This is a genomic window from Neisseria perflava (assembly GCF_002863305.2).
In the GTDB taxonomy this organism is placed as follows: domain Bacteria; phylum Pseudomonadota; class Gammaproteobacteria; order Burkholderiales; family Neisseriaceae; genus Neisseria; species Neisseria perflava_A.
In genome coordinates, this window is record NZ_CP136962.1 from 1,039,771 (window position 1) to 1,059,273 (window position 19,503).

22 protein-coding genes are annotated in these 19,503 nt (G+C 49.5%); 9 read left to right on the top strand and 13 right to left on the bottom strand.

Going from position 1 to position 19,503, the window contains the following annotated elements; translation table 11 throughout:
- Window positions 1-47: 47 nt before the first annotated feature.
- Window positions 48-1,589: a YdgA family protein gene (locus CYJ98_RS04685; protein WP_101755538.1), complete on the bottom strand. Its 1,542-nt coding sequence runs from the start codon at window positions 1,587-1,589 to the stop codon at window positions 48-50.
- Window positions 1,590-1,764: 175 nt separating this feature from the next.
- On the opposite strand from CYJ98_RS04685, the gene CYJ98_RS04690 reads away from it, so the two are divergent.
- Both CYJ98_RS04690 and trpD read left to right on the top strand, forming a co-directional pair.
- Window positions 1,765-2,355: an aminodeoxychorismate/anthranilate synthase component II gene (locus CYJ98_RS04690; RefSeq protein ID WP_003683598.1), complete on the top strand. Its 591-nt coding sequence runs from the start codon at window positions 1,765-1,767 to the stop codon at window positions 2,353-2,355.
- 88 nt (window positions 2,356-2,443) lie between these two features.
- Window positions 2,444-3,472 carry an anthranilate phosphoribosyltransferase gene (trpD, locus tag CYJ98_RS04695; RefSeq protein WP_003747072.1) on the top strand — a complete coding sequence of 343 codons (1,029 nt, stop codon included), beginning with the start codon at window positions 2,444-2,446 and terminating at the stop codon, window positions 3,470-3,472.
- 64 nt (window positions 3,473-3,536) lie between these two features.
- Here the strand turns inward: trpD and CYJ98_RS04700 are convergent, their stop codons facing one another.
- The 6 genes from CYJ98_RS04700 to CYJ98_RS04725 form a co-directional block, all read right to left on the bottom strand.
- Window positions 3,537-3,884, bottom strand: coding sequence for a CsbD family protein (locus CYJ98_RS04700; RefSeq protein ID WP_036490595.1), 348 nt, complete (start codon window positions 3,882-3,884; stop codon window positions 3,537-3,539).
- Window positions 3,885-4,003: 119 nt separating this feature from the next.
- The gene (locus tag CYJ98_RS04705; protein WP_070460885.1) at window positions 4,004-4,570 is read right to left on the bottom strand and encodes an SGNH/GDSL hydrolase family protein; all 567 of its coding nucleotides are present in this window, start codon (window positions 4,568-4,570) and stop codon (window positions 4,004-4,006) included.
- Window positions 4,571-4,692: 122 nt separating this feature from the next.
- Window positions 4,693-4,950: a hypothetical protein gene (locus CYJ98_RS04710; protein ID WP_049333330.1), complete on the bottom strand. Its 258-nt coding sequence runs from the start codon at window positions 4,948-4,950 to the stop codon at window positions 4,693-4,695.
- A gap of 89 nt (window positions 4,951-5,039) precedes the next feature.
- Complete coding sequence (locus tag CYJ98_RS04715) at window positions 5,040-5,522, bottom strand: sel1 repeat family protein (protein WP_101755539.1); 483 nt, start codon at window positions 5,520-5,522, stop codon at window positions 5,040-5,042.
- A 71-nt stretch (window positions 5,523-5,593) separates the two neighbouring features.
- On the bottom strand, window positions 5,594-7,756 hold the full coding sequence (locus CYJ98_RS04720) for a heavy metal translocating P-type ATPase (protein WP_101755540.1): 2,163 nt from the start codon (window positions 7,754-7,756) through the stop codon (window positions 5,594-5,596).
- Between the two features lie 99 nt (window positions 7,757-7,855).
- On the bottom strand, window positions 7,856-8,065 hold the full coding sequence (locus tag CYJ98_RS04725; RefSeq protein ID WP_003674677.1) for a heavy-metal-associated domain-containing protein: 210 nt from the start codon (window positions 8,063-8,065) through the stop codon (window positions 7,856-7,858).
- 147 nt (window positions 8,066-8,212) lie between these two features.
- Here CYJ98_RS04725 and cueR point away from each other — a divergent pair, with 147 nt between their 5' ends.
- Window positions 8,213-8,605 carry a Cu(I)-responsive transcriptional regulator gene (gene cueR / locus CYJ98_RS04730; protein WP_101755541.1) on the top strand — a complete coding sequence of 131 codons (393 nt, stop codon included), beginning with the start codon at window positions 8,213-8,215 and terminating at the stop codon, window positions 8,603-8,605.
- Between the two features lie 246 nt (window positions 8,606-8,851).
- On the opposite strand, the gene CYJ98_RS04735 is transcribed toward cueR, so the two are convergent.
- Window positions 8,852-9,061, bottom strand: a complete 210-nt coding sequence (locus CYJ98_RS04735; protein ID WP_101755542.1) for a heavy-metal-associated domain-containing protein — start codon at window positions 9,059-9,061, stop codon at window positions 8,852-8,854.
- 144 nt (window positions 9,062-9,205) lie between these two features.
- Between CYJ98_RS04735 and CYJ98_RS04740 the strand changes: the two genes are divergently transcribed.
- The 3 genes from CYJ98_RS04740 (at window position 9,206) to CYJ98_RS04750 (ending at window position 12,686) form a co-directional block, all read left to right on the top strand.
- The gene (locus CYJ98_RS04740; RefSeq protein WP_101755543.1) at window positions 9,206-10,378 is read left to right on the top strand and encodes a sugar transporter; all 1,173 of its coding nucleotides are present in this window, start codon (window positions 9,206-9,208) and stop codon (window positions 10,376-10,378) included.
- A 264-nt stretch (window positions 10,379-10,642) separates the two neighbouring features.
- Window positions 10,643-12,058 (top strand): SLC13 family permease, encoded by a 1,416-nt coding sequence (locus CYJ98_RS04745; RefSeq protein WP_101755544.1) that lies wholly within the window; start codon window positions 10,643-10,645, stop codon window positions 12,056-12,058.
- A gap of 118 nt (window positions 12,059-12,176) precedes the next feature.
- Complete coding sequence (locus CYJ98_RS04750; protein ID WP_004519830.1) at window positions 12,177-12,686, top strand: peptidylprolyl isomerase; 510 nt, start codon at window positions 12,177-12,179, stop codon at window positions 12,684-12,686.
- Window positions 12,687-12,762: 76 nt separating this feature from the next.
- Here CYJ98_RS04750 and CYJ98_RS04755 read toward each other — a convergent pair whose 3' ends face one another.
- Window positions 12,763-13,260, bottom strand: a complete 498-nt coding sequence (locus CYJ98_RS04755) for a YbhB/YbcL family Raf kinase inhibitor-like protein (protein ID WP_101755545.1) — start codon at window positions 13,258-13,260, stop codon at window positions 12,763-12,765.
- A 186-nt stretch (window positions 13,261-13,446) separates the two neighbouring features.
- Here CYJ98_RS04755 and CYJ98_RS04760 point away from each other — a divergent pair, with 186 nt between their 5' ends.
- Complete coding sequence (locus tag CYJ98_RS04760) at window positions 13,447-14,289, top strand: neutral zinc metallopeptidase (RefSeq protein WP_101755546.1); 843 nt, start codon at window positions 13,447-13,449, stop codon at window positions 14,287-14,289.
- Between the two features lie 121 nt (window positions 14,290-14,410).
- Window positions 14,411-15,793, top strand: coding sequence for a phosphomannomutase/phosphoglucomutase (locus CYJ98_RS04765; protein WP_101755547.1), 1,383 nt, complete (start codon window positions 14,411-14,413; stop codon window positions 15,791-15,793).
- Between the two features lie 104 nt (window positions 15,794-15,897).
- Here the strand turns inward: CYJ98_RS04765 and rpe are convergent, their stop codons facing one another.
- Window positions 15,898-16,578, bottom strand: coding sequence for a ribulose-phosphate 3-epimerase (gene rpe / locus CYJ98_RS04770; protein ID WP_036490579.1), 681 nt, complete (start codon window positions 16,576-16,578; stop codon window positions 15,898-15,900).
- Window positions 16,579-16,627: 49 nt separating this feature from the next.
- Entirely contained in the window at window positions 16,628-17,134 is a 507-nt protein-coding gene (locus tag CYJ98_RS04775; protein WP_070646854.1) for a hypothetical protein, read from the bottom strand.
- A gap of 322 nt (window positions 17,135-17,456) precedes the next feature.
- Between CYJ98_RS04775 and CYJ98_RS04780 the strand changes: the two genes are divergently transcribed.
- Window positions 17,457-17,885, top strand: a complete 429-nt coding sequence (locus tag CYJ98_RS04780) for a Spy/CpxP family protein refolding chaperone (protein ID WP_003683375.1) — start codon at window positions 17,457-17,459, stop codon at window positions 17,883-17,885.
- A 66-nt stretch (window positions 17,886-17,951) separates the two neighbouring features.
- Here the strand turns inward: CYJ98_RS04780 and CYJ98_RS04785 are convergent, their stop codons facing one another.
- Entirely contained in the window at window positions 17,952-18,818 is an 867-nt protein-coding gene (locus tag CYJ98_RS04785; protein WP_101755548.1) for an ATP-binding protein, read from the bottom strand.
- Window positions 18,819-18,834: 16 nt separating this feature from the next.
- Window positions 18,835-19,449, bottom strand: coding sequence for a riboflavin synthase subunit alpha (locus CYJ98_RS04790; RefSeq protein ID WP_101755549.1), 615 nt, complete (start codon window positions 19,447-19,449; stop codon window positions 18,835-18,837).
- Window positions 19,450-19,503 lie beyond the last annotated feature (54 nt).

A 19,503-nucleotide genomic window follows, 5' to 3' on the forward strand; every position in this document is an offset into this window, starting at 1 on the left:
GGTTTTAACTTCCGGGAAGTTAAAACCGCTGTTTGTGTGATTGAGGATTAGTTATTGGGAAAGTCTGATTCGTCAAACTCGGGTTCCGGGTCGCTTTGAAGAACTTTTCCGTTTAATTTCAACTCGCTGTTTTGCAGAGTCAGATGGGTTTTGACATTATCGTTTTCTAAGGTCAGATATTTCTCACTTGCCATGCTTTTAATGGTGCTGTCCACCATCAGGCGCAAGGTCTCGTTGATATCGTCGATGCTGGCACGGCCTGCGGCTTCATCTTCGGCATTGACGCTAAACAGGCTGCTTGCTTGGTTGACGGCGAGTTGTTCCAACAATTTTTGCGGTACGCTCATGTTGAAGTCGGCTTCGGTTTTTTTCAGCATATCGCCCAGGCTGTTGAGGTCTTTGGCCGTCAAACCTTTAAACGCGAGTTTGCCGCTGACATCGACATCACCATGAGGCATGGTGAATTTGAAGGTTTTGACGTTCAAAACCGGATTATTGGTAAACAGGCCCGAAGCCTCGTTTTTGGCCGTCTGAATCAAGGAAGCCTGAATTTCTTCTTCGCTCATTTTCTTCACGGACACTTCGGCAATTTTGTTTTTCAATGCCAAAAGTGATGCCGCATCCAAATGCTCAGCAGCGACATTGATGTCCAGAGGGCCGTATTTGTCTTCGCCATAAGTCAGGCTTTCAAATTGGAAGCGGCCTTCACTGTTGATGAATTTATCGACTTCGCTGGTCTGGGTATCGAAACGCAGTTTGTTGACTTCGATTTTAGACGGAGCAATCGTGCCGGTCGGATTGATAAATGCACCGATTTGCAGGTTGGTCACAAGGTTGACCAACTCATTCAACTTAACGTTGTAATCGATGTTTTCTTTCCATTGCAGCAGGAATTTATCCAGCGTAATGCTGCTCTTGCCCAAAGCAAGCTTGGTCAGGCCGTCTTCCGTCTCGGATTGGAAGCGCAGGTTTTCCAAAGACACATCGCCTTTGTCGGCCAATTTGACTTGTAAAGACGGCGCAAGGTAATCGTGGCGATAGCTTTTGAAGCCTTGGCTGTAATCGGTATTGCCGCTAAAGCCTTTCCAGTTGAGCTTGATACCGGAAAGCTCTTCATAATCGAAGGCGGGAATATTGAGGCTGAGTTTGCCGTCGCCGGAAAGGTAAACCGTATTGGTCATGGTCAACGGCGTTTGCTGGCCGAAGAAGCGGTCTAAAACTTTTTTGGTTTCCGGATGGTATTGGAACTCGGTTTCCACATGGGCACGCGTACCGAAGCCGCCGGCAAACGGGCCGTGTGTTACGTGGTTGACGACCGTAATCGGCTCTTGCAGGACGGTTTTCAAATTGTCCGGCAGGTATTTTTGCGTATTTTGAAGCAGGGTCGGTTTGAGGCGGATGACGGTCGTCTCGGTTGAACTGAACCAGCCGCGATCGTATTGGTGGGACTCAACGGTCAGGAAACCGGATTCCTGCAACAGCTTTTGTTGCTCGGTCAGGCTTTCTTCCGCTTTGACACCAAGATAATAAGGCGTGCCGAGCGCAGCGGCGACAACGACGGCGGCAGTCGGGATAAGATACTTTTTCATCACTTCAAACAGATTAGGTTCAAAGCGTAAAGCATAGCATTTTTTAGCTGTTTTGTCTTATCCGCCGTTTCAGACGGCCTTTAGGTAAAGATTGTGATATTATGCAAACATAAACGATTTTTACAATTTTGGCAGACCTTACCCTGTCTGCCGAAATGTCATTAAAGGTTTGCAAATGCTTTTATTCATTGATAACTACGACAGCTTCACCTACAACATCGTCCAATACTTTGCCGAATTGGGGCAGGAAGTTTTGGTACGCTGCAACGATGAAATCACCATCGAAGAAATCGAAGCCCTGAAACCGCAATATCTGGTCATCGGCCCCGGCCCTTGCTCCCCTAAAGAGGCAGGCATTTCTGTTGCGGCCATGCAGCACTTTGCCGGCAGGCTGCCCGTCATGGGCGTGTGCCTCGGCCATCAAACCATGGGCGAAGCGTTCGGCGGCAATGTCGTGCGCGCGCAAACAATGATGCACGGCAAAGTCTCCCCCGTTTTCCATCACGGCACAGGCATGTTTAAAGACCTGCCCAATCCGGTCAACTGCACGCGCTACCACAGCCTGGCCATCGACCGCGCCACCCTGCCCGACTGCCTCGAAATTACCGCATGGACGGAAGACGGCGAAATCATGGGCGTACGCCACAAAGAATATGCCGTCGAAGGCGTACAGTTCCACCCCGAAGCCCTGCTGACCGAACACGGCCACGATATGCTGAAAAACTTCTTGGAAGAATTCAAAGACTATCGCCCACAAAAATCTTAATAAAAGGCCGTCTGAAAGGTGTTTGACAGTGTTCAAACCGCATTTTCAGACAGCCTGAATCACATCGGACACGAACAAAGGAAAAATCATGATTACCCCTCAACAAGCGATTGAACGCCTCATCAGCAACAACGAACTTTTCTACGATGAAATGACCGACCTCATGCGCCAAATCATGAGCGGCCAAGTTCCGCCCGAGCAAATCGCCGCCATTCTGACCGGCCTGCGGATTAAAGTTGAAACCGTTTCCGAGATTACCGCCGCAGCCAGCGTGATGCGCGAATTTGCCACCAAAGTGCCTCTGGAAAACGCCGATGACTTGGTCGATATTGTCGGCACGGGTGGCGACGGTGCCAAAACCTTCAATATTTCCACGACTTCCATGTTTGTCGCGGCTGCGGCAGGTGCGAAAGTCGCCAAACACGGCGGCCGCTCCGTTTCTTCATCCAGCGGTGCTGCTGATGTTATGGAACAAATGGGTGCCAACCTCAACCTCAACCCCGAACAGGTTGCCCAAAGCATTCAGCAAACCGGCATCGGCTTTATGTTCGCGCCCAACCACCACAGCGCCATGCGCTATGTTGCTCCTGTCCGCCGTTCGCTCGGTTTCCGTAGCATCTTCAATATCTTGGGCCCGCTGACCAATCCGGCCGGTGCGGCAAACCAACTTTTGGGCGTGTTCCACATCGACTTGTGCGGCATTCTTTCCCGCGTATTGCAACAGCTTGGCTCCAAACATGTTTTGGTCGTGTGCGGCGAAGGCGGTTTGGATGAAATCACGCTGACCGGCAAAACCCGTGTTGCCGAACTGAAAGACGGCAAAATCACCGAATACGATATCAGCCCGGCCGATTTCGGCATGGAAATCCGCCGCAATTTGGACGAAATCAAAGTCGAAAACGCGCAAGAATCCCTGCAAAAAATGAACGAAGTGCTGGATGGCAAAGTCGGTGCCGCACGCGACATCGTCGTCCTCAATGCAGCCGCCGCGCTCTACGCAGGAAATGTGGTCGCATCGCTGGCGGACGGTGTCAAAGCCGCGCAAGAAGCCATCGACTCCGGCAAAGCCAAAGCCAAAAAAGACGAGTTTATCGAATTTGGCAAACAGTTTGCCTAAACTTTAAAACCATAAACAAAGGCCGTCTGAAAAATCTTTCAGACGGCCTTTTATTCTTTAAATATTAAAATTTGCTTTTAATATCATTAATCAAGCCTTCAGCTTTTTCTTTGGCTTCTTCAGCCAAGTGTGCTACTTTCTCTTTGGCTTCACCGGCTAAATGAGCTGCTTTTTCTTTAGCTTCACCTGCAAAGTTTTCTACTTTTTCTTTAGCCTCGCCTGCGAAGTGCGCCGCTTTTTCTTTGGCTTCACCTGCAAAGTTTTCTGCTTTTTCTTTAGCATCCGCAGCAACTTCTTTTGTCTTACCGACGCCTTGTTGAACTACGCCTTCAGCTTTGAGTTTGGAATCGTCAAGAACTTCGCCGGCTTTCTCTTTTACTTCACCGCTGATTTGATCTAATTTGCCAGTCATCATTTATTCCTTCTTAGTTTCATGTTGATAAGAGTAATCACTATACCCCAATAGATATTGGGTTGCAACTTAAAGTCTGTCTCAATATTAAAAACATAATAAAAATGGATTACGTCAAGTTAGCACAACTGTTTCAATATCGCTTCGGCTACTGCCTCGCCTATCATCTTGCTGCCGAACTCATTGAAATGAAGTCCATCGCACAGCATCACATCGGTCAAATCCTGCTCAAACATCAGACTGTATAAATCATTGACGGTAAAACCATATTGCCTTGCCAAATCCTCCGCCACACGGTTATAGGCCTTCAAGTCGGCCAGATAGCGGCGCGAGGGTTTGACGATATTGTGTACGCTTTCCAAAAACGGCGTACTGCTCGCCCAAATAATTTTTGCCCCTGTCTGTTTCAGATAATCGAAAATTTGAATCAGGTTGCTGCGATAGGTTTTTATATCGGCCACCGGCTCATTACAGCCTTGATTATGGCGGATGTCGTGCAAACCGCAATTGATGTGGATAATGTCTCCCACAGTCGCGCCCTCTGTCCATTGCCTGATATGCTCTAACACATCATGCGACGAACGGCAGTTTTCCGATGGAGAAACAATATCCACCTCAGGCAAAGCGGCGCGCGTGTAAGGCTCCGAAGCAAGCCGAACGGAGTCGCCGATTAAGTAAACGGTCATTTTTGTTCTCCTCCCTTTATTTGAATCAACAGCAAGGCCGTCTGAAATATCACTTATATTATTATAAGAGTGCTATTTCAGACGGCCTTAACTTCAGTCAAGTTCTATCGTTAAATCATCAATTAGAGCTGACTGTTTTTATAAAAATCAATTAATTGCTTGGCCTGCAACATGGGCAGCCCAAAACGGTCGCTCACGGCTTTCAAATCCTTCCATTCCTGACCGGTCAGATTTTGCCCAACCCACTTGAGGTTTTCCGGATTGCTTTTGATTTTCTCAAAATACGCCTGCTTGCGTTTCCAGTTGCGCGACCACACCAGCAACATGGTAAAAATACATAAAACAATCAATACAATATTGGTAAACAACATCATGTCCATACGACATACTCCCGCGTGGGTCTCAAAATCAGAAAATATGGATTAAAAGCCGTCTGAAAAACAGTCTTCAAACGGCCTCAGCGTGACGCTCAACGTTGCATTTCCATCATTAACGCCTGACAAGCAGCTTCGTTTTCCAAAGCACAAGATTCGCTCAGTTGGTTTAAACGGCTGTCGCGGTCTGATGTAGTGCCTTGCGCCATCTCTGCTTTAGTTTCTTCAAGATTAGTACAGGCATTTTCATAACCGCCTTTACAGGCTCGCTCGTAGAGCTTGACCGCTGCAGCATAATCCATGCCCAAACTGCTGGACGGATTGAGATACAGATTACCCAAAACATTGCAGCCGCGCATATTGCCGCCATCGCAGGCTTTTTTCAGAAACGGATACGCATGAGCAGGCGCTTCAAGATAATCGCGCATCCAAATGGCCGCAGTGACGCAACTCTCCAGATTGTTCCGATTGCATTCCCGTATCAGCTTATCGTGCTGCTTCTCGCTGTAATCCTCAGCCTGCACGCTAAACGCAGTAGCAACCAATACTAAGCCAAACAATAAACGAAGTGTTTTCATCTGATTATTCCTTCAAAAATACTTGATGACAGGCCGTCTGAAAAAACAATCTTCAGACGGCCTTTATATTATCACTCAATATTCACTCGTTTCAGGCGCAAGGCATTGCTCAACACGGAAACCGAGCTTGCCGCCATTGCCGCGCCTGCGATGACGGGGTTTAAAAAGCCGAGTGCGGCAAGCGGAATGCCCAAAATATTGTAGAAGAAGGCGAAAAACAGGTTTTGCTTAATGTTTTTCAAAGTTGCCTGCGACACCAGCAGGGCATCGGCGAGCTGATTAACCGAATGCTGCATCAGCGTAGCGGATGCGGTGTGTTCGGCAACGTCCGCACCGCCTTTCATGGCGAAGCTGACGTTTGCGGCGGCGAGTGCGGGAGCGTCGTTGATGCCGTCGCCGACCATCGCCACGGTTTTGCCGGCAGCTTTGAGTTTCTGCACTTCGGCAGCTTTATCGCGCGGACTCATGTTGCCAAAGGCGTGTGCGATACCCAGTTGTTTGGCGACGTATTCGACCGTGCCTTGGTTGTCGCCGCTCATAATATAGACATCGATATTGTGTTTTTTCAGACGGCCTATGGCTTCGGCGGTATCGGCTTTCAACGCGTCGGCAAGTGCGAATGCGCCGATAGGTTTGTTATCGACTGAGACTGCAACAATGCTTGCAATATCCCAAACGCCGTCTGAAAACTTCGGCAAGGTCAGTTCGGTAAATTCGGCTTTGCCTGCTTTCACCAAACCCACGCCGTCCACTTCGGCGGTAATGCCTGCGCCGACAACGGTTTGCGCGTTTTGTGCGGCAGGAATCTCCAAGCCGCGCGCTTGGGCGGCGGAAACGATGGCGCGGGCAAGCGGATGAGCGGCGTTTTGTTCGACGGCGGCGGCGATGCGGTACAAAGCGTCTTCGTCAAAGCCACTGTCGGGAACGCAATAAACGGCGGCAACCTGCGGCCTGCCTTCGGTCAGCGTGCCGGTTTTGTCCAGCACGACGGCATCGACGTGGGCGGCTTCTTCCATTGCCGCCGCGTCTTTAAACCAAATGCCGTGTTTCACTGCTTTGCCCATGCCGACCATAATCGCGGCGGGCGTTGCCAGACCGAGCGCGCACGGGCAGGCAATCACCAAAACGGCGACGGCGTGCATCAGCGCCACCGTCCAATCGCCTTTCACCAGCCAAGTAACGATAAAAGTCAAAAGCGCAATGCCCACGACGGCAGGCACGAATACCGCCGCCGCTTTATCGGCTACGCGCGCAATCGGTGCTTTACTGCCTTGTGCTTCAGAGAGCGCATTCATCATGTCGCCGAGCAGGGTTTGGCTGCCGAGCTGCGTAGCGCGGTATACCACGCTGCCTTCGGTCATCAGCGCACCTGCCAACACTTTGCCGCCCACCTTTTTCTCTTCGGGGTTGGATTCGCCGGTAAGATGGCTCTCGTCCGCCCAACCGCTGCCGCTCTCGATGATGCCGTCGGCGGCAATGCGTTCGCCGTGATTGGCGCGGATAAGGTCGCCGATTTGTACTTGGTCGATGGGAAGCTGTTGCCATTCGCCGTTGCGTTGTACATTGACTTGGGTCGGCGTGAGTTTGAGCAGCAAGCCCAAGCTGTTCAAGCTGGATTTTTTGGTGCGGTGTTCCAAAAATTTGCCCAGCGACACAAAACCAATCACCATCACGCCTGCTTCAAAATACACATGCGCCATGCCATGCGCCGCATGCGGACTGAAAAACAGCATATAGACAGAATACAGATAAATCGACACTGTACCGATGGTAACAAGTACGTCCATATTCGCCAGTCCGCCTTTAATGCTCGCCCACGCGCTTTTGTAAAACGGGATTGCCAGCCAAAGCTGCACAACACTTGCCAGTACAAATTGCCATACAGGCGGAATCATCCAATCGTGCCGCCCGATCATCATGCCTGTCATGCCGATTAAGAACGGGATATTAATGGCCAGCAAAAGCCACAGCCTCCAGCTTACATGCGCTGTTTCTTCGGGCTGCGGCAGCGCGTCTTCCGTTTTTTCCTTCGCGCCGTAACCGGTTTTCTCAATGATTTTGGCAATGTCGGCTGCGGAAGTTTTGCTGTCGTCAAACGTAACCTGCGCCTCCTCGCTGGCAAAGTTCACCCCTGCCGATTCGACAAAATCTTTTTTGTTCAACACTTTTTCAATACGCGAAGCGCAGGCCTGACAGGTCATGCCTTCGATTTGAAAACGGACTTTTTGTTGCATGGTTTCTTCCTTCTGAATGTGGTTGGGCTACCTGAAAAAAGCGGGGCAGGGTTTTCAGGTAGCCTTTGGGGTGTTGCAGTCGATTTGTTGCGATTCGATTTACAAAGCCGCATCAAAGCCGCCGTCTTCCACCGCTTCTATCAGCGCGGCGGGGTTGGTTTGGGCGGGGTCGAATTCCACGACGGCATTCTTGTTTTCCAGGCTCACTTCGGCCTTGTCCACGCCGTTTACGCCTTCGAGGATGCTGGTAACGCTTTTCACGCAGCCGCCGCAGGTCATGCCTTCGATGTTTAATGTGATGGTTTGCATAGGGTTTCCTTTCTGTTGGAATGAGGCTGAGGTTTTAAAGCCCGTTGCAGCCAAAGCTTTCAGGTAACCTGAAATGATGGGTCTGCTCTTGCTTTCCCGCTAAGTGCCGCCACTATAAAGCTTTACCCGAAGTAAAGGTCAAGCATCATGATGAACATCAGCCAGGCCGCGGCCGAGAGCGGCCTTTCCGCCAAACAAATCCGCGACTACGAAAAACACGGCCTAATCGCCCCGGCCGCGCGCAGCGAAGCGGACTACCGCCGCTACGGACAGGCCGACCTTGCCCGACTGCGCTTTATCCGCCATGCGCGGGAAGTGGGCTTTTCGCTGCCGCAGATCGGGCAGCTTTTGAGCCTGCAACACAACCCGCAGCGCACCAGCCGCGAAGTGAAAACGCTCACCGCGCGGCACATCGCCGAGCTGGAAGCCAAAATCGAACGCTTGCAGGGCATGGTGGCCGAGCTGCAACGTTGGCACGATGCCTGCGCGGGAGACGACTGCCCGGATTGTGCGATTTTGGCCGGGCTGGAGGAGCGTTAGGCGGCTTGGGCAGAATAGAAACAGGCTACCTGAAACTTTTCAGGTAGCCTTAGTCGGCCGCTAACGGTTTGGTACAGGCCTCGTCGTAATACGGCAGCCACTTGCCGCCGCTTTGCTTCAGATATGCGCGAAAACTTTTGTTTACCCGTGTGGCGGTGTAATCCAAATAATGGCAAAAAGTAAGTTATCAAGAGACAGAGGCCGTCTGAAGCGTTTCAGACGGCCTTTTCAAAATACGCTTATCGGTTACAAAGCCACATCATAGCCGCCGTCTTCTACGGCATCAATCAGCGCATCGGTATTTGTCTTGCTTTCATCAAAAGTAATCACTGCATTTTTGTTTTCCAAGCTGACTTCTGCTTTTTCCACGCCTTCTACGCCTTCCAAAAGACGGGTTACGCTTTTCACGCAGCCGCCGCAGGTCATGCCGTCGATGTTGAGGGTAACAGTTTGCATTTGTATTTCCTTTCATTCACACAAATATGGTTACCAAATACTTTACTCCTTACGCAAACAGCTTGCAAATTCTTTATTAAGGCCGTCTGAAAAATGCAGATAGGCGTACAATAACACCTTTTGCTTCATCAAACGGACATAATAATGACTTCAACATTCAAACAATGGGTTAGCGTATGCGCTCTGGCGGTGGGAGCGTTTATTTTCAATACCACCGAATACATTCCGATTGCGCTTTTGAGCGATATCGGTCAGAGCTTTGGCAAAGCGGCAACGGAAGTGGGCATGATGATTACGGTGTATGCGTGGATTGTTGCGCTCCTATCGCTGCCGCTGATGCTGATGACGAAAAACATCGAACGGCGCAAATTATTGCTGATGCTGTTCGCACTATTTGCGCTGTTTCACGCGCTGTCGTTTTTTTCTTGGAACTTCAACATCCTCTTGATCAGCCGTATCGGTATTGCGCTGACACACGCGGTATTTTGGTCGATTACGGCTTCTTTGGCGGTACGGCTTGCGCCCGCCGGCAAAACCAATCAGGCTTTGGGCTTGCTCAGTACGGGTACGGTTTTAGCGATGGTTTTGGGTATTCCGCTGGGGCGCGTGGTTGGGCAATACTTCGGCTGGCAGCTCAGCTTCCTGCTGATCGGCGTCTGTGCTGCCGGCGTAATGCTGGTGTTGGCCAAAAACCTGCCTGCTTTACCCAGCCAAAATACCGGCTCTTTAAGCAGCCTGCCGAGTTTGTTCAAACGCCGCAACCTGATGTTGCTTTATGCCATGACGGTGTTGATTATTACGGCACATTTCACGGCATACAGCTATATCGAGCCTTTTGTGTTGCAAGTTGGCGGATTTAAGGCTGAACAAGTCACCATCGTTTTGAGCCTGTACGGTTTGGCAGGCTTCGCCGCTTCTTATCTGTTTGGCAAATGGTTTGCCAAATCACAACGCCTGTTTATGCTTGGCGCGGTGGCGGTCATCCTGCTCTCTGCCCTGCTGCTTCTGCCGTTTGCCTCTTTCCCTTATGCGGTGTACGCGCTGGTGTTTATTTGGGGCGTGGCCATCGTCATCGTCAGCTTGGGCATGGTGTCGAAAGTCTTGGCATTTGCCTCGGATGCAACAGATGTGGCCAACTCGATTTATTCAGGTTTGTACAATGTCGGCATCGGTGGCGGTGCGCTTTTGGGACATTATGTAACCGTTTGGTTCGGCCTTTCCAATATCGGCATTGCCGGAGCCTTGCTGGCGGCGGCAGGTCTGGCCGTTTGCGGCTTGTTGTTTAAGGAACAAGACAATCTGACGCAAAACGTTTAAATCCATATAAATCAGGATGGTATTACTGACTCTGCCGTAATTTTGGCAGTTTACCGATTTATCCTGATTCTTATTGACCCACGATGGGTCTTCACTCCGCCGGATAAGCAGTTTTCTTGCTGCTTATCCGGTTTTCATTTCATTTTTAAAAAACAATTTACAATTTGTTTACACTACATTAAATTACAAATATACTGTCGCCTATTAGGCCGTCTGAACGTACGGCTGAAAAGAAAAACCAATCATGTTTCAGAGGAATACATCATGGACTTAAACGCCAAGGATAAGACTCAGCATCCTGAGAACGTCGAGCTTCTCAGTGCACAGAAGCCGATTACCGACTTTAAAGGACTGCTGACGACCATTATCTCTGCTGTTGTCTGCTTCGGCATTTATTACATCCTTCCTTACAGCCCCGACGCCAACAAAGGTATTGCGCTGTTGATTTTTGTTGCGGCACTTTGGTTTACCGAAGCCGTACACATTACCGTTACCGCGCTGATGATCCCTATCCTTGCCGTTGTACTCGGCTTCCCAGATATGGACATCAAAAAAGCAATGTCAGGTTTCTCCGACCCGACGATTTATATCTTCTTTGGCGGCTTCGCGCTTGCAACCGCCCTGCACATGCAACGTCTCGACCGTAAAATTGCCGTCAGCCTGTTGCGCCTGTCCCGCGGCAATATGAAAGTTGCCGTATTGATGCTGTTTGCCGTTACCGCCTTCCTGTCTATGTGGATCAGTAATACTGCGACTGCCGCGATGATGCTGCCTTTGGCAATGGGTATGATGAGCCACCTCGATCAAGAAAAAGAACGCAAAACCTACGTTTTCGTCCTGCTCGGTATCGCCTACTGCGCCAGTATCGGCGGCTTGGGTACCGTGGTCGGTTCTCCGCCAAACATGATTGCCGCCAAAGCGCTGAACTTGGACTTCGTCGGCTGGATGAAGCTCGGCCTGCCGATGATGCTGTTGATTCTGCCGCTGATGCTGTTCTCCATGTACGTCATCCTCAAGCCTAATTTGAACGAGCGCGTGGAAGTTAAAGCCGAATCTATCCCTTGGACTTTGCACCGCGTTATCGCGCTGTTGATTTTCTTGGCTGCAGCCATCGCTTGGGTATTCAGCTCCAAAATCAAAGCCGCATTCGGCATTTCCAACCCTGATACCGTTATCGCCCTGATTGCCGCCGTTGCCGTCGTCGTATTCGGCGTGGCGCAATGGAAAGAAGTTGCCCGCAATACCGACTGGGGTGTATTGATGCTCTTCGGTGGCGGTATCAGCTTGAGCGCGTTGCTGCAATCCTCCGGCGCATCTGAAGCATTGGGTCAGCAAGTCGCTTCCACGTTCTCCCATTCTCCTGCATTGCTGGTGATTTTCGTGGTTGCCACCTTCATCATCTTCCTGACCGAGTTCACCAGTAACACGGCTTCCGCCGCCCTGCTTGTGCCTATTTTCGCCAGCATCGCCGCGCAAATGGGCCTGCCTGAACAAGTCTTGGTATTCGTGATCGGTGTCGGCGCATCTTGTGCCTTCATGCTGCCGGTTGCCACACCGCCTAACGCGATTGTGTTCGGTACAGGCTTGATTAAACAACGCGAAATGATGAATGTCGGCTTATTGCTGAACATCCTCTGCGTGGTATTGGTTGCTCTGTGGGCTTATGTTGTACTGATGTAAACCATCGACCCAAACTTCAAGGCCGTCTGAAAGAATATTTTTCAGACGGCCTTGAAGTTTGTCGTTCAGACACAATTTAACGAATGATTCAAAACCGGATTCTAACGAAAGGAAACCCATGATTATCCTGCACACCAACAAAGGCGACATCAAAATCGAACTCGATTTCGACAAAGCCCCCGTTACTGCTAAAAACTTCGAGCAATACGTTAAAGACGGCTTCTATGACGGCGTAATCTTCCACCGCGTCATCAAAGGCTTCATGATTCAAGGCGGCGGCATGGATGAAAACATGAACGAAAAAGAAACCCGCGATCCGATTCAAAACGAAGCGTCCAACGGTTTGCCTAACGAAAAATACACCATCGCCATGGCGCGTACTTCCGATCCTCACTCTGCCAGCGCGCAATTCTTCATCAACACTGCCGACAACGCTTTCCTGAACTTCCGTTCTAAAGAGCTGTACGGCAAAACCGTAGTCCAAGACTGGGGCTATGCCGTATTCGGTAAAGTCGTTGACGGTTTTGACGTTGTCGATGCCATCGAAGGCGTTTCTACCAAACGTCACGGCTATCACGACGACGTACCAAGCGAGCCTGTCATCATCACTAAAGCCGAAGTGGTTTAATTGATTTGATTTCCCATAAAAACAGCCTGTCCGAATTAAAAACGGACGGGCTGTTTTTCAATAATGACGCATACCGTCACACATCATAAGTACCGACCACGCATGCCGAATCCAACACATGGCCCTGCATGGCAAAATGTAGCTCATTAAAGCGGAAACCGCGCGGCAAATCCAAAACAGTATCCAGCGCGTACACAATCAGTTCATAACGATGACGGTTGTTCGGTGGCGCCATACCGCCGTAAAAAGAAGCCTCTTCAATTTCAAATTTACCCAATGCGCTCGCCCAAGTGTTCGCGCCCTGCGTAAAATCTGTTGCAGAAATACTTTCATTTTCTGCTACGGAAGTACGTTTCAAATCCGAAATCAACCAATGCGTCCATACGAAACCTGATGCTGAAATGGCATCTTTGTCTTCCAACACCACAGCAAACGATTTTGTTCCTTCAGGCGCATCTTCGATCTCAAAAGGAATCGAATAAGAAGGCATACCGCTCGGGCTGAACTGGTTGCCGCGCTTGCCGTATTTGTCTTCAAATTCGCCGTTGACAATAGCTTTACTGCTGACTTTCATCTTGTATCTCCCAATAGTAGGTTTGTTCATTCTAACAAACACCAAGGCCGTCTGAAAGATACTGCCGTTTTCACTTTCCAGATGTCGCATGTTCAGACGGCCTCCAGCAATATTCACAATTCGATCAAACACATTTGACATTCCATAGTATAATCCGCCGCATGAAAACTACACAGGATACGCATTATGGATTGGAAAGGTCGTGAGCAAAGCCAAAACGTAGAAGATCGCCGCGGAAGCCGTGGCGGCGGCGGTGGCGGCAAAACGCCGGGCATACTCGGCATTATCGTGGTTTTGGTTGGTGCATATTACGGCGTGGATTTGAGCGGTTTAGTTGGCGGCTCATCTTCGATGGGCATTCCTACCCAGCAAGCTACCCGACTCGACAGCCAACAAGAAGCCGAGTTGAACGAACTGTCCCGCGTCGTCCTTGCCGATACGGAAAAAGCATGGGGCAAATATTTCCAACAACACGGCCAACGCTATACACCGACGACCATGGTGTTGTATGAAGGCGGTACGTCCACCGCCTGCGGTACGGGCCAATCTGCCATGGGTCCGTTTTACTGCCCGGGCGACCAAAAAGTTTATTTGGATTTGAGTTTCTACGAAGACATGCGCACCAAGCTCGAATCCGCCAGCGATGCCGCGTTTGCCTACGTTATTGCCCATGAAGTCGGCCATCACGTTCAAAACCTGCTCGGCATTCTGCCTAAAGTCCACAAAATGCAACAACAAGTCGGCAAAAAAGAGGCCAATGCCCTTTCCGTCAAACTCGAATTGCAGGCCGACTGTTTCGCCGGTATTTGGGGACACTACGCCGTCAACAACAATATCTTCAAAGCCGAAGACATTCAAAAAGCGATGCTTGCCGCCGAATCCGTCGGCGACGACCGCTTGCAGAAACAGGCTCAGGGCTATGTCGTTCCCGACAGCTTTACCCACGGCTCGTCCGAAGAACGCATGACTTGGCTCAAGCGCGGTTTGGAAAGCGGCGACATCAACCAGTGCAACACTTTCAACAATTGATTCGTCCAAGCAACACTGTTCTTTGATGTAACGACAAAAGGCCGCCTGAATTCTTCAGACGGCCTTTTAGCCGTGTTAGAATAACGCCTATTATTTTCCCTTAAATTCAAAGGAAATCCACATGGCAAATATCGCCCGCGACATTTTCAAAGCCTACGACATCCGAGGCATCGTCGGTAAAACCCTGACCGACGAAGCTGCCTATTTAATCGGTAAAGCCATTGCCACCAAAGCCTCCGAAAAAGGCATTACCCGCATCGCACTCGGTCGCGACGGCCGTTTGAGCGGTCCCGGCCTGATGGCACAAATTCAACGCGGTTTTACAGACAGCGGCATCGACGTCCTCAACGTCGGCATGGTTGCCACCCCTATGCTCTACTTCGCAGCCATCAACGAATGCGGCGGCAGCGGCGTGATGATTACCGGCAGCCACAATCCGCCCGATTACAATGGTTTCAAAATGATGCTCGGCGGCGACACGCTCGCAGGCGAAGCCATTCAAGAACTTTTAGCTATTGTTGAGAAAGACGGTTTTGTTGCCGCCGACAAACAAGGCAACGTAACCGAAAAAGACATCTCCGGCGAATACCACAACAACATCGTCGGCCACATCAAGCTCAAACGCCCGATGAAAATCGTGATTGACGCGGGCAACGGTGTCGGCGGCGCATTTGCAGGCAAACTCTACAAAGGTTTGGGCAATGAAGTGACCGAACTTTTCTGCGAAGTGGACGGCAATTTCCCTCATCACCACCCTGATCCTTCCAAACCGAAAAACCTGCAAGACCTCATTGTCGAGCTCAAAAACAGCGATGCCGAAATCGGCTTGGCATTTGACGGCGATGCCGACCGCTTGGGCGTGGTCACCAAAGATGGCAACATCATCTATCCAGACCGCCAACTGATGCTTTTCGCGCAAGACGTGTTGAGCCGCAATCCTAAAGCCAAAGTGATTTTCGACGTCAAATCCACCCGCCTGCTCGCGCCTTGGATTAAAGAACACGACGGCGAACCTGTGATGGAAAAAACCGGCCACAGCTTCATCAAATCCACCATGAAAAAAACCGGCGCACTGGTTGCCGGCGAAATGAGCGGCCACGTTTTCTTTAAAGAACGCTGGTTCGGCTTCGACGATGGTATGTATGCCGGCGCACGCCTCTTGGAAATCCTGTCTGCCTTCGACAATCCGTCCGAAGTGTTGAACAAGCTACCGCAAAGCATTTCCACTCCGGAACTCAACATCGACCTGCCGGAAGGCAGCAACGGCCACAAAGTGATTGAAGAGCTGGCTGCCAATGCCAAGTTTGAAGGTGCGACCGAAATCATCACCATCGACGGCTTGCGCGTTGAATTCCCTGACGGCTTCGGCCTGATGCGTGCTTCCAATACCACGCCGATTTTGGTATTGCGTTTTGAAGCGGATACGCAAGAAGCGATTGAACGTATCCAAAACCAATTCAAAGCAGTCATTGAAAACAATCCAGCATTGAAATGGCCGCTGTAAGGGTTTAGGCTAAAACAAAAGGCCGTCTGAAAATCATTTCAGACGGCCTTTAATATTAAACATTGATTATTTAAAGTTTGGAAACCAAGAATATCCCGGCTTAGTTATCCGACTTGCGCCAACTGTTGACGCATTTCATCGATAACGGCTTTGTAATCCGGTTTGCCAAAAATCGCCGAACCGGCCACAAACGTATCCGCACCTGCCGCCGCAATTTCAGCAATATTGTCTGTCTTCACGCCGCCATCGACTTCCAAGGCGATATGGCGGCCGCTTTGCCGTTCATACTCGTCCAACATCTCGCGCACTTTGCGGATTTTCACCAGCGTATTCGGGATAAAGCTTTGTCCGCCAAAGCCAGGGTTGACCGACATCAGCAACACCATATCCAGTTTGTCCAAAACGTTTTCCAGAATATTGACCGGCGTAGCAGGATTCAATACTAAACCTGCCTGACAGCCGTATTCTTTAATCAAACCCAAGCTGCGGTCGATGTGGCGGCTGGCTTCCGGATGAAAGGTAATGATATTGGCACCGGCTTTGGCAAACGCATGAATCAAATCGTCCACCGGCTCAACCATCAAATGCACATCGACCGGCACGGTTGCATACGGTTTCAAAGCCGCGCAAACCATAGGGCCGAAAGTCAGATTCGGCACATAATGATTGTCCATCACATCAAAATGAATCAAATCCGCACCGGCGCGGATAACTTCGGCAACCTCTTCGCCCAAGCGGGCAAAATCGGCAGACAAAATACTGGGGGCAATACGGTAGTCGGTCATGTTTATTCTCCTAAAGTGTGTTCCTTTTGTTATATACCTAGAAATTAAACTATCTTTTATATTTTACTGTAAACAAAGGCTGTTCTAAATTCCAAGGCAAATTTTGTTCAGAAAATATTTTTTCTATTTTCTGAACAAAAATCTCCCACCTAGGATCATTCTCATCAAACTCTTCATATCCGATTAAACAACAATCCTGGCAAATAGATTTTAATTTATCAGTGCCCTCTAACATTTCTGTTGTCCAAATATCCCTTTCTTGGCATGACATTTCATTATTATCAGCAAATGATGTAAGTTCTATATTAGCAATAATCGAAAACTCATGTTCCAAAGAGTTCAATTCCCCAGAAGGAAAGTCTAAATCAATTAATGACTCTAATAAACCACACTTTATAGCTCTATAAACAAACTCAATACCGACCTGAAATAAATATTTTCTATTTTCAAGATTCATATCTAATGTCATAGGGAAAAAGTTAGATATCCCAAGCTCAATATCAGAACACCATTGCAATTTCTCATACATATTAAACAAATAACTTTGCTTTAACATTACTTAACCTCACTTTTTACTGGGAATTTTAGTTTTAATGAAACTTCATTATTCTGTTGTAGTAAAGCTGATGTCATTATCGCATTTTTAACCCTATGTTGTATGCCGCCGACAACATCTCTGCCGTCATTTTTATGAATTTACATTTCATATACATTAATGAAACTTATAATCACATAATAAGGCTTTGAAAATAAATTATTAGATTACATACACATTCAAAAAAATCTAACATCATTAACAAAAGTTAACTGCATTGATACTGCCTTTCACACGCTTATCGGTTATATTTCCAAACCTGATGAAACATTAGGAAAACACCGTGTCTGTTGCACTTTCCCGCTATCCGACTTTTATTTTCTTAGCACTCGCCCTACTCTGTTCCAGCCTGCCTGCACATGCCGGTCCGTTTCTGGCCACTTTGGACGACTTCCACCCGAATTGCGACATCCGACAGCTCAATTTATCCGCCGACCAACACGCCGCCCTGCGCCGCCTGCGTACCGACTTCAAACAAATCAACGATAAAGCCTACCGCAAAACCGTACGCTCCGACCGCAACCGCCGTCAAACCATCATCAAAATCCTCTCCGGCGACTCATTCGACTCAAACGCCGCCCGCGATTATGTTGAAAACCGCTACCTCTCCAGCATGGACTATGCGGTAGATGAAATGGAAATCCAATACCGCTTCTATCATCTGCTCAATCCGCGCCAACGCCAGCAATGGTTGTCTTCATGCTTGCGCTGATGGATAAATAAAAATACAAAAAGGCCGTCTGAAACCATATTCAGACGGCCTTTGCTTTTTTCAGCCTTAATCCAGCACTCTTTCTTCCGGCAACCGACCTGCCCAGTCGCAGGCAAACTGCCATGCCGAGCGGCCTGAACGGCTGCCGCGCATTTGCGCCCATTGCACCGCGGCTTGGCGCGCCGTATCGTCAAAAGGCACATTGAAATCGTCCAACCAGTTGGCAACTGCGGTCAAATAATCGTTTTGATCAAAAGGATAAAAACTCAGCCATAAGCCGAAGCGGTCGGAAAGGGAGATTTTCTCCTCGACGGCCTCTTTCTGATGGATTTCTCCGCGAATGCCCGTAGTACCGCCGTTTTCATCCATGTATTCGGGAATTAAATGACGGCGGTTGGAAGTGGCATAAACCAAAACATTGGTGCAACGTTGCGACAGTCCACCGTCTAAAGCAGTTTTCAAGGCTTTATAGGTTTCATCGCCGGCTTCAAACGACAAATCATCGCAGAAGACGATAAATTTCTCGGGACGCTCGGACAACAGCGTCAACAAAGCCGGCAAACTGATCAAATCGCTTTTATCCACCTCAATCAGCCGCAGGCCGCGCTCAGCGTATTCGTGCAACAACGCTTTAACCAAGGAGGATTTCCCCGTACCGCGCGCGCCGGTCATCAAGACATTATTTGCAGGACGGCCTGCCAAAAATTGCTCGGTATTGCGTTTCAGCCTGTCGGTTTGCGAACCGACTGCCGCCAATCTGCTCAAAGGAAACGTATGCGGACGCGGCAGGCTTTCCAAAATGCCTTTTTTACCCACGCTGTGCCAACGGTAGGCTAAAGCACGCCAGTCGGTTTTACCGGCTTCGTCAGGCAGGATTAAATCCAGACGGTTTAAAACGGAATTCGCTTTTTTCAAAAAATTGGATAATTTCATTTTGGCTTTCTTTTTTTCAGACGGCCTTTTGTGCCAATACACGCATCACGGTATCGACAACGGCTTGGGTTTGCGGATCGATTTCAATATTGATGAGGTCGCCTTCTTTGCGGCTGCCAAACAGGGTACGATCCAAAGTCTCCGGAATCAGGTGTACGCAAAATTCGCTGTCGCTGACTTCGCCTATGGTCAGGCTGCAACCGTCCAAACCGACAAAGCCTTTGGTCAGGATGTAGGGTTTGAGGTTTTCCGGCAGCTCAAACCAGACTGTGCGGTTGAACTCGCTGGATTCGATACGGGAAATTCGGGTAACCGCCATCACATGGCCGCTCATCACATGACCGCCGATTTCATCGCCAAACCGCGCCGCGCGTTCCAAATTGACACTGTCACCAACTTTCAAGCTGCCGAGATTGGTTTTGCGTAAGGTTTCGTCCATCAAATCAAAGCTGACTTTGTTGCCGTCGATTCGGGTAATGGTCAGGCAGCAGCCATTGTTGGCAACAGAGGCGCCGGTTTGCAGATTGTCGGCGATTTCGGGGGGCAGCTCGACAGTGTGGGTACGAAAGTCGGGCGAAGGTTGGGCGATGTCTGTAATTTTGCCCATGCCTTGTACGATGCCTGTAAACATGATGTCTTCTTTCCGATGGTACGATAAGGCGGATATTGTAGCATTTTCCAGGCA

Excerpts from the sequence above, each read along its gene's own strand:
- CYJ98_RS04685 (WP_101755538.1), bottom strand. The coding sequence starts at position 1,589 with ATGAAAAAGTATCTTATCCCGACTGCCGCCGTCGTTGTCGCCGCTGCG.
- CYJ98_RS04690 (WP_003683598.1), top strand. The coding sequence starts at position 1,765 with ATGCTTTTATTCATTGATAACTACGACAGCTTCACCTACAACATCGTC.
- trpD (WP_003747072.1), top strand. The coding sequence starts at position 2,444 with ATGATTACCCCTCAACAAGCGATTGAACGCCTCATCAGCAACAACGAA.
- CYJ98_RS04700 (WP_036490595.1), bottom strand. The coding sequence starts at position 3,884 with ATGACTGGCAAATTAGATCAAATCAGCGGTGAAGTAAAAGAGAAAGCC.
- CYJ98_RS04705 (WP_070460885.1), bottom strand. The coding sequence starts at position 4,570 with ATGACCGTTTACTTAATCGGCGACTCCGTTCGGCTTGCTTCGGAGCCT.
- CYJ98_RS04710 (WP_049333330.1), bottom strand. The coding sequence starts at position 4,950 with ATGGACATGATGTTGTTTACCAATATTGTATTGATTGTTTTATGTATT.
- CYJ98_RS04715 (WP_101755539.1), bottom strand. The coding sequence starts at position 5,522 with ATGAAAACACTTCGTTTATTGTTTGGCTTAGTATTGGTTGCTACTGCG.
- CYJ98_RS04720 (WP_101755540.1), bottom strand. The coding sequence starts at position 7,756 with ATGCAACAAAAAGTCCGTTTTCAAATCGAAGGCATGACCTGTCAGGCC.
- CYJ98_RS04725 (WP_003674677.1), bottom strand. The coding sequence starts at position 8,065 with ATGCAAACCATCACATTAAACATCGAAGGCATGACCTGCGGCGGCTGC.
- cueR (WP_101755541.1), top strand. The coding sequence starts at position 8,213 with ATGATGAACATCAGCCAGGCCGCGGCCGAGAGCGGCCTTTCCGCCAAA.
- CYJ98_RS04735 (WP_101755542.1), bottom strand. The coding sequence starts at position 9,061 with ATGCAAACTGTTACCCTCAACATCGACGGCATGACCTGCGGCGGCTGC.
- CYJ98_RS04740 (WP_101755543.1), top strand. The coding sequence starts at position 9,206 with ATGACTTCAACATTCAAACAATGGGTTAGCGTATGCGCTCTGGCGGTG.
- CYJ98_RS04745 (WP_101755544.1), top strand. The coding sequence starts at position 10,643 with ATGGACTTAAACGCCAAGGATAAGACTCAGCATCCTGAGAACGTCGAG.
- CYJ98_RS04750 (WP_004519830.1), top strand. The coding sequence starts at position 12,177 with ATGATTATCCTGCACACCAACAAAGGCGACATCAAAATCGAACTCGAT.
- CYJ98_RS04755 (WP_101755545.1), bottom strand. The coding sequence starts at position 13,260 with ATGAAAGTCAGCAGTAAAGCTATTGTCAACGGCGAATTTGAAGACAAA.
- CYJ98_RS04760 (WP_101755546.1), top strand. The coding sequence starts at position 13,447 with ATGGATTGGAAAGGTCGTGAGCAAAGCCAAAACGTAGAAGATCGCCGC.
- CYJ98_RS04765 (WP_101755547.1), top strand. The coding sequence starts at position 14,411 with ATGGCAAATATCGCCCGCGACATTTTCAAAGCCTACGACATCCGAGGC.
- rpe (WP_036490579.1), bottom strand. The coding sequence starts at position 16,578 with ATGACCGACTACCGTATTGCCCCCAGTATTTTGTCTGCCGATTTTGCC.
- CYJ98_RS04775 (WP_070646854.1), bottom strand. The coding sequence starts at position 17,134 with ATGTTAAAGCAAAGTTATTTGTTTAATATGTATGAGAAATTGCAATGG.
- CYJ98_RS04785 (WP_101755548.1), bottom strand. The coding sequence starts at position 18,818 with ATGAAATTATCCAATTTTTTGAAAAAAGCGAATTCCGTTTTAAACCGT.
- CYJ98_RS04790 (WP_101755549.1), bottom strand. The coding sequence starts at position 19,449 with ATGTTTACAGGCATCGTACAAGGCATGGGCAAAATTACAGACATCGCC.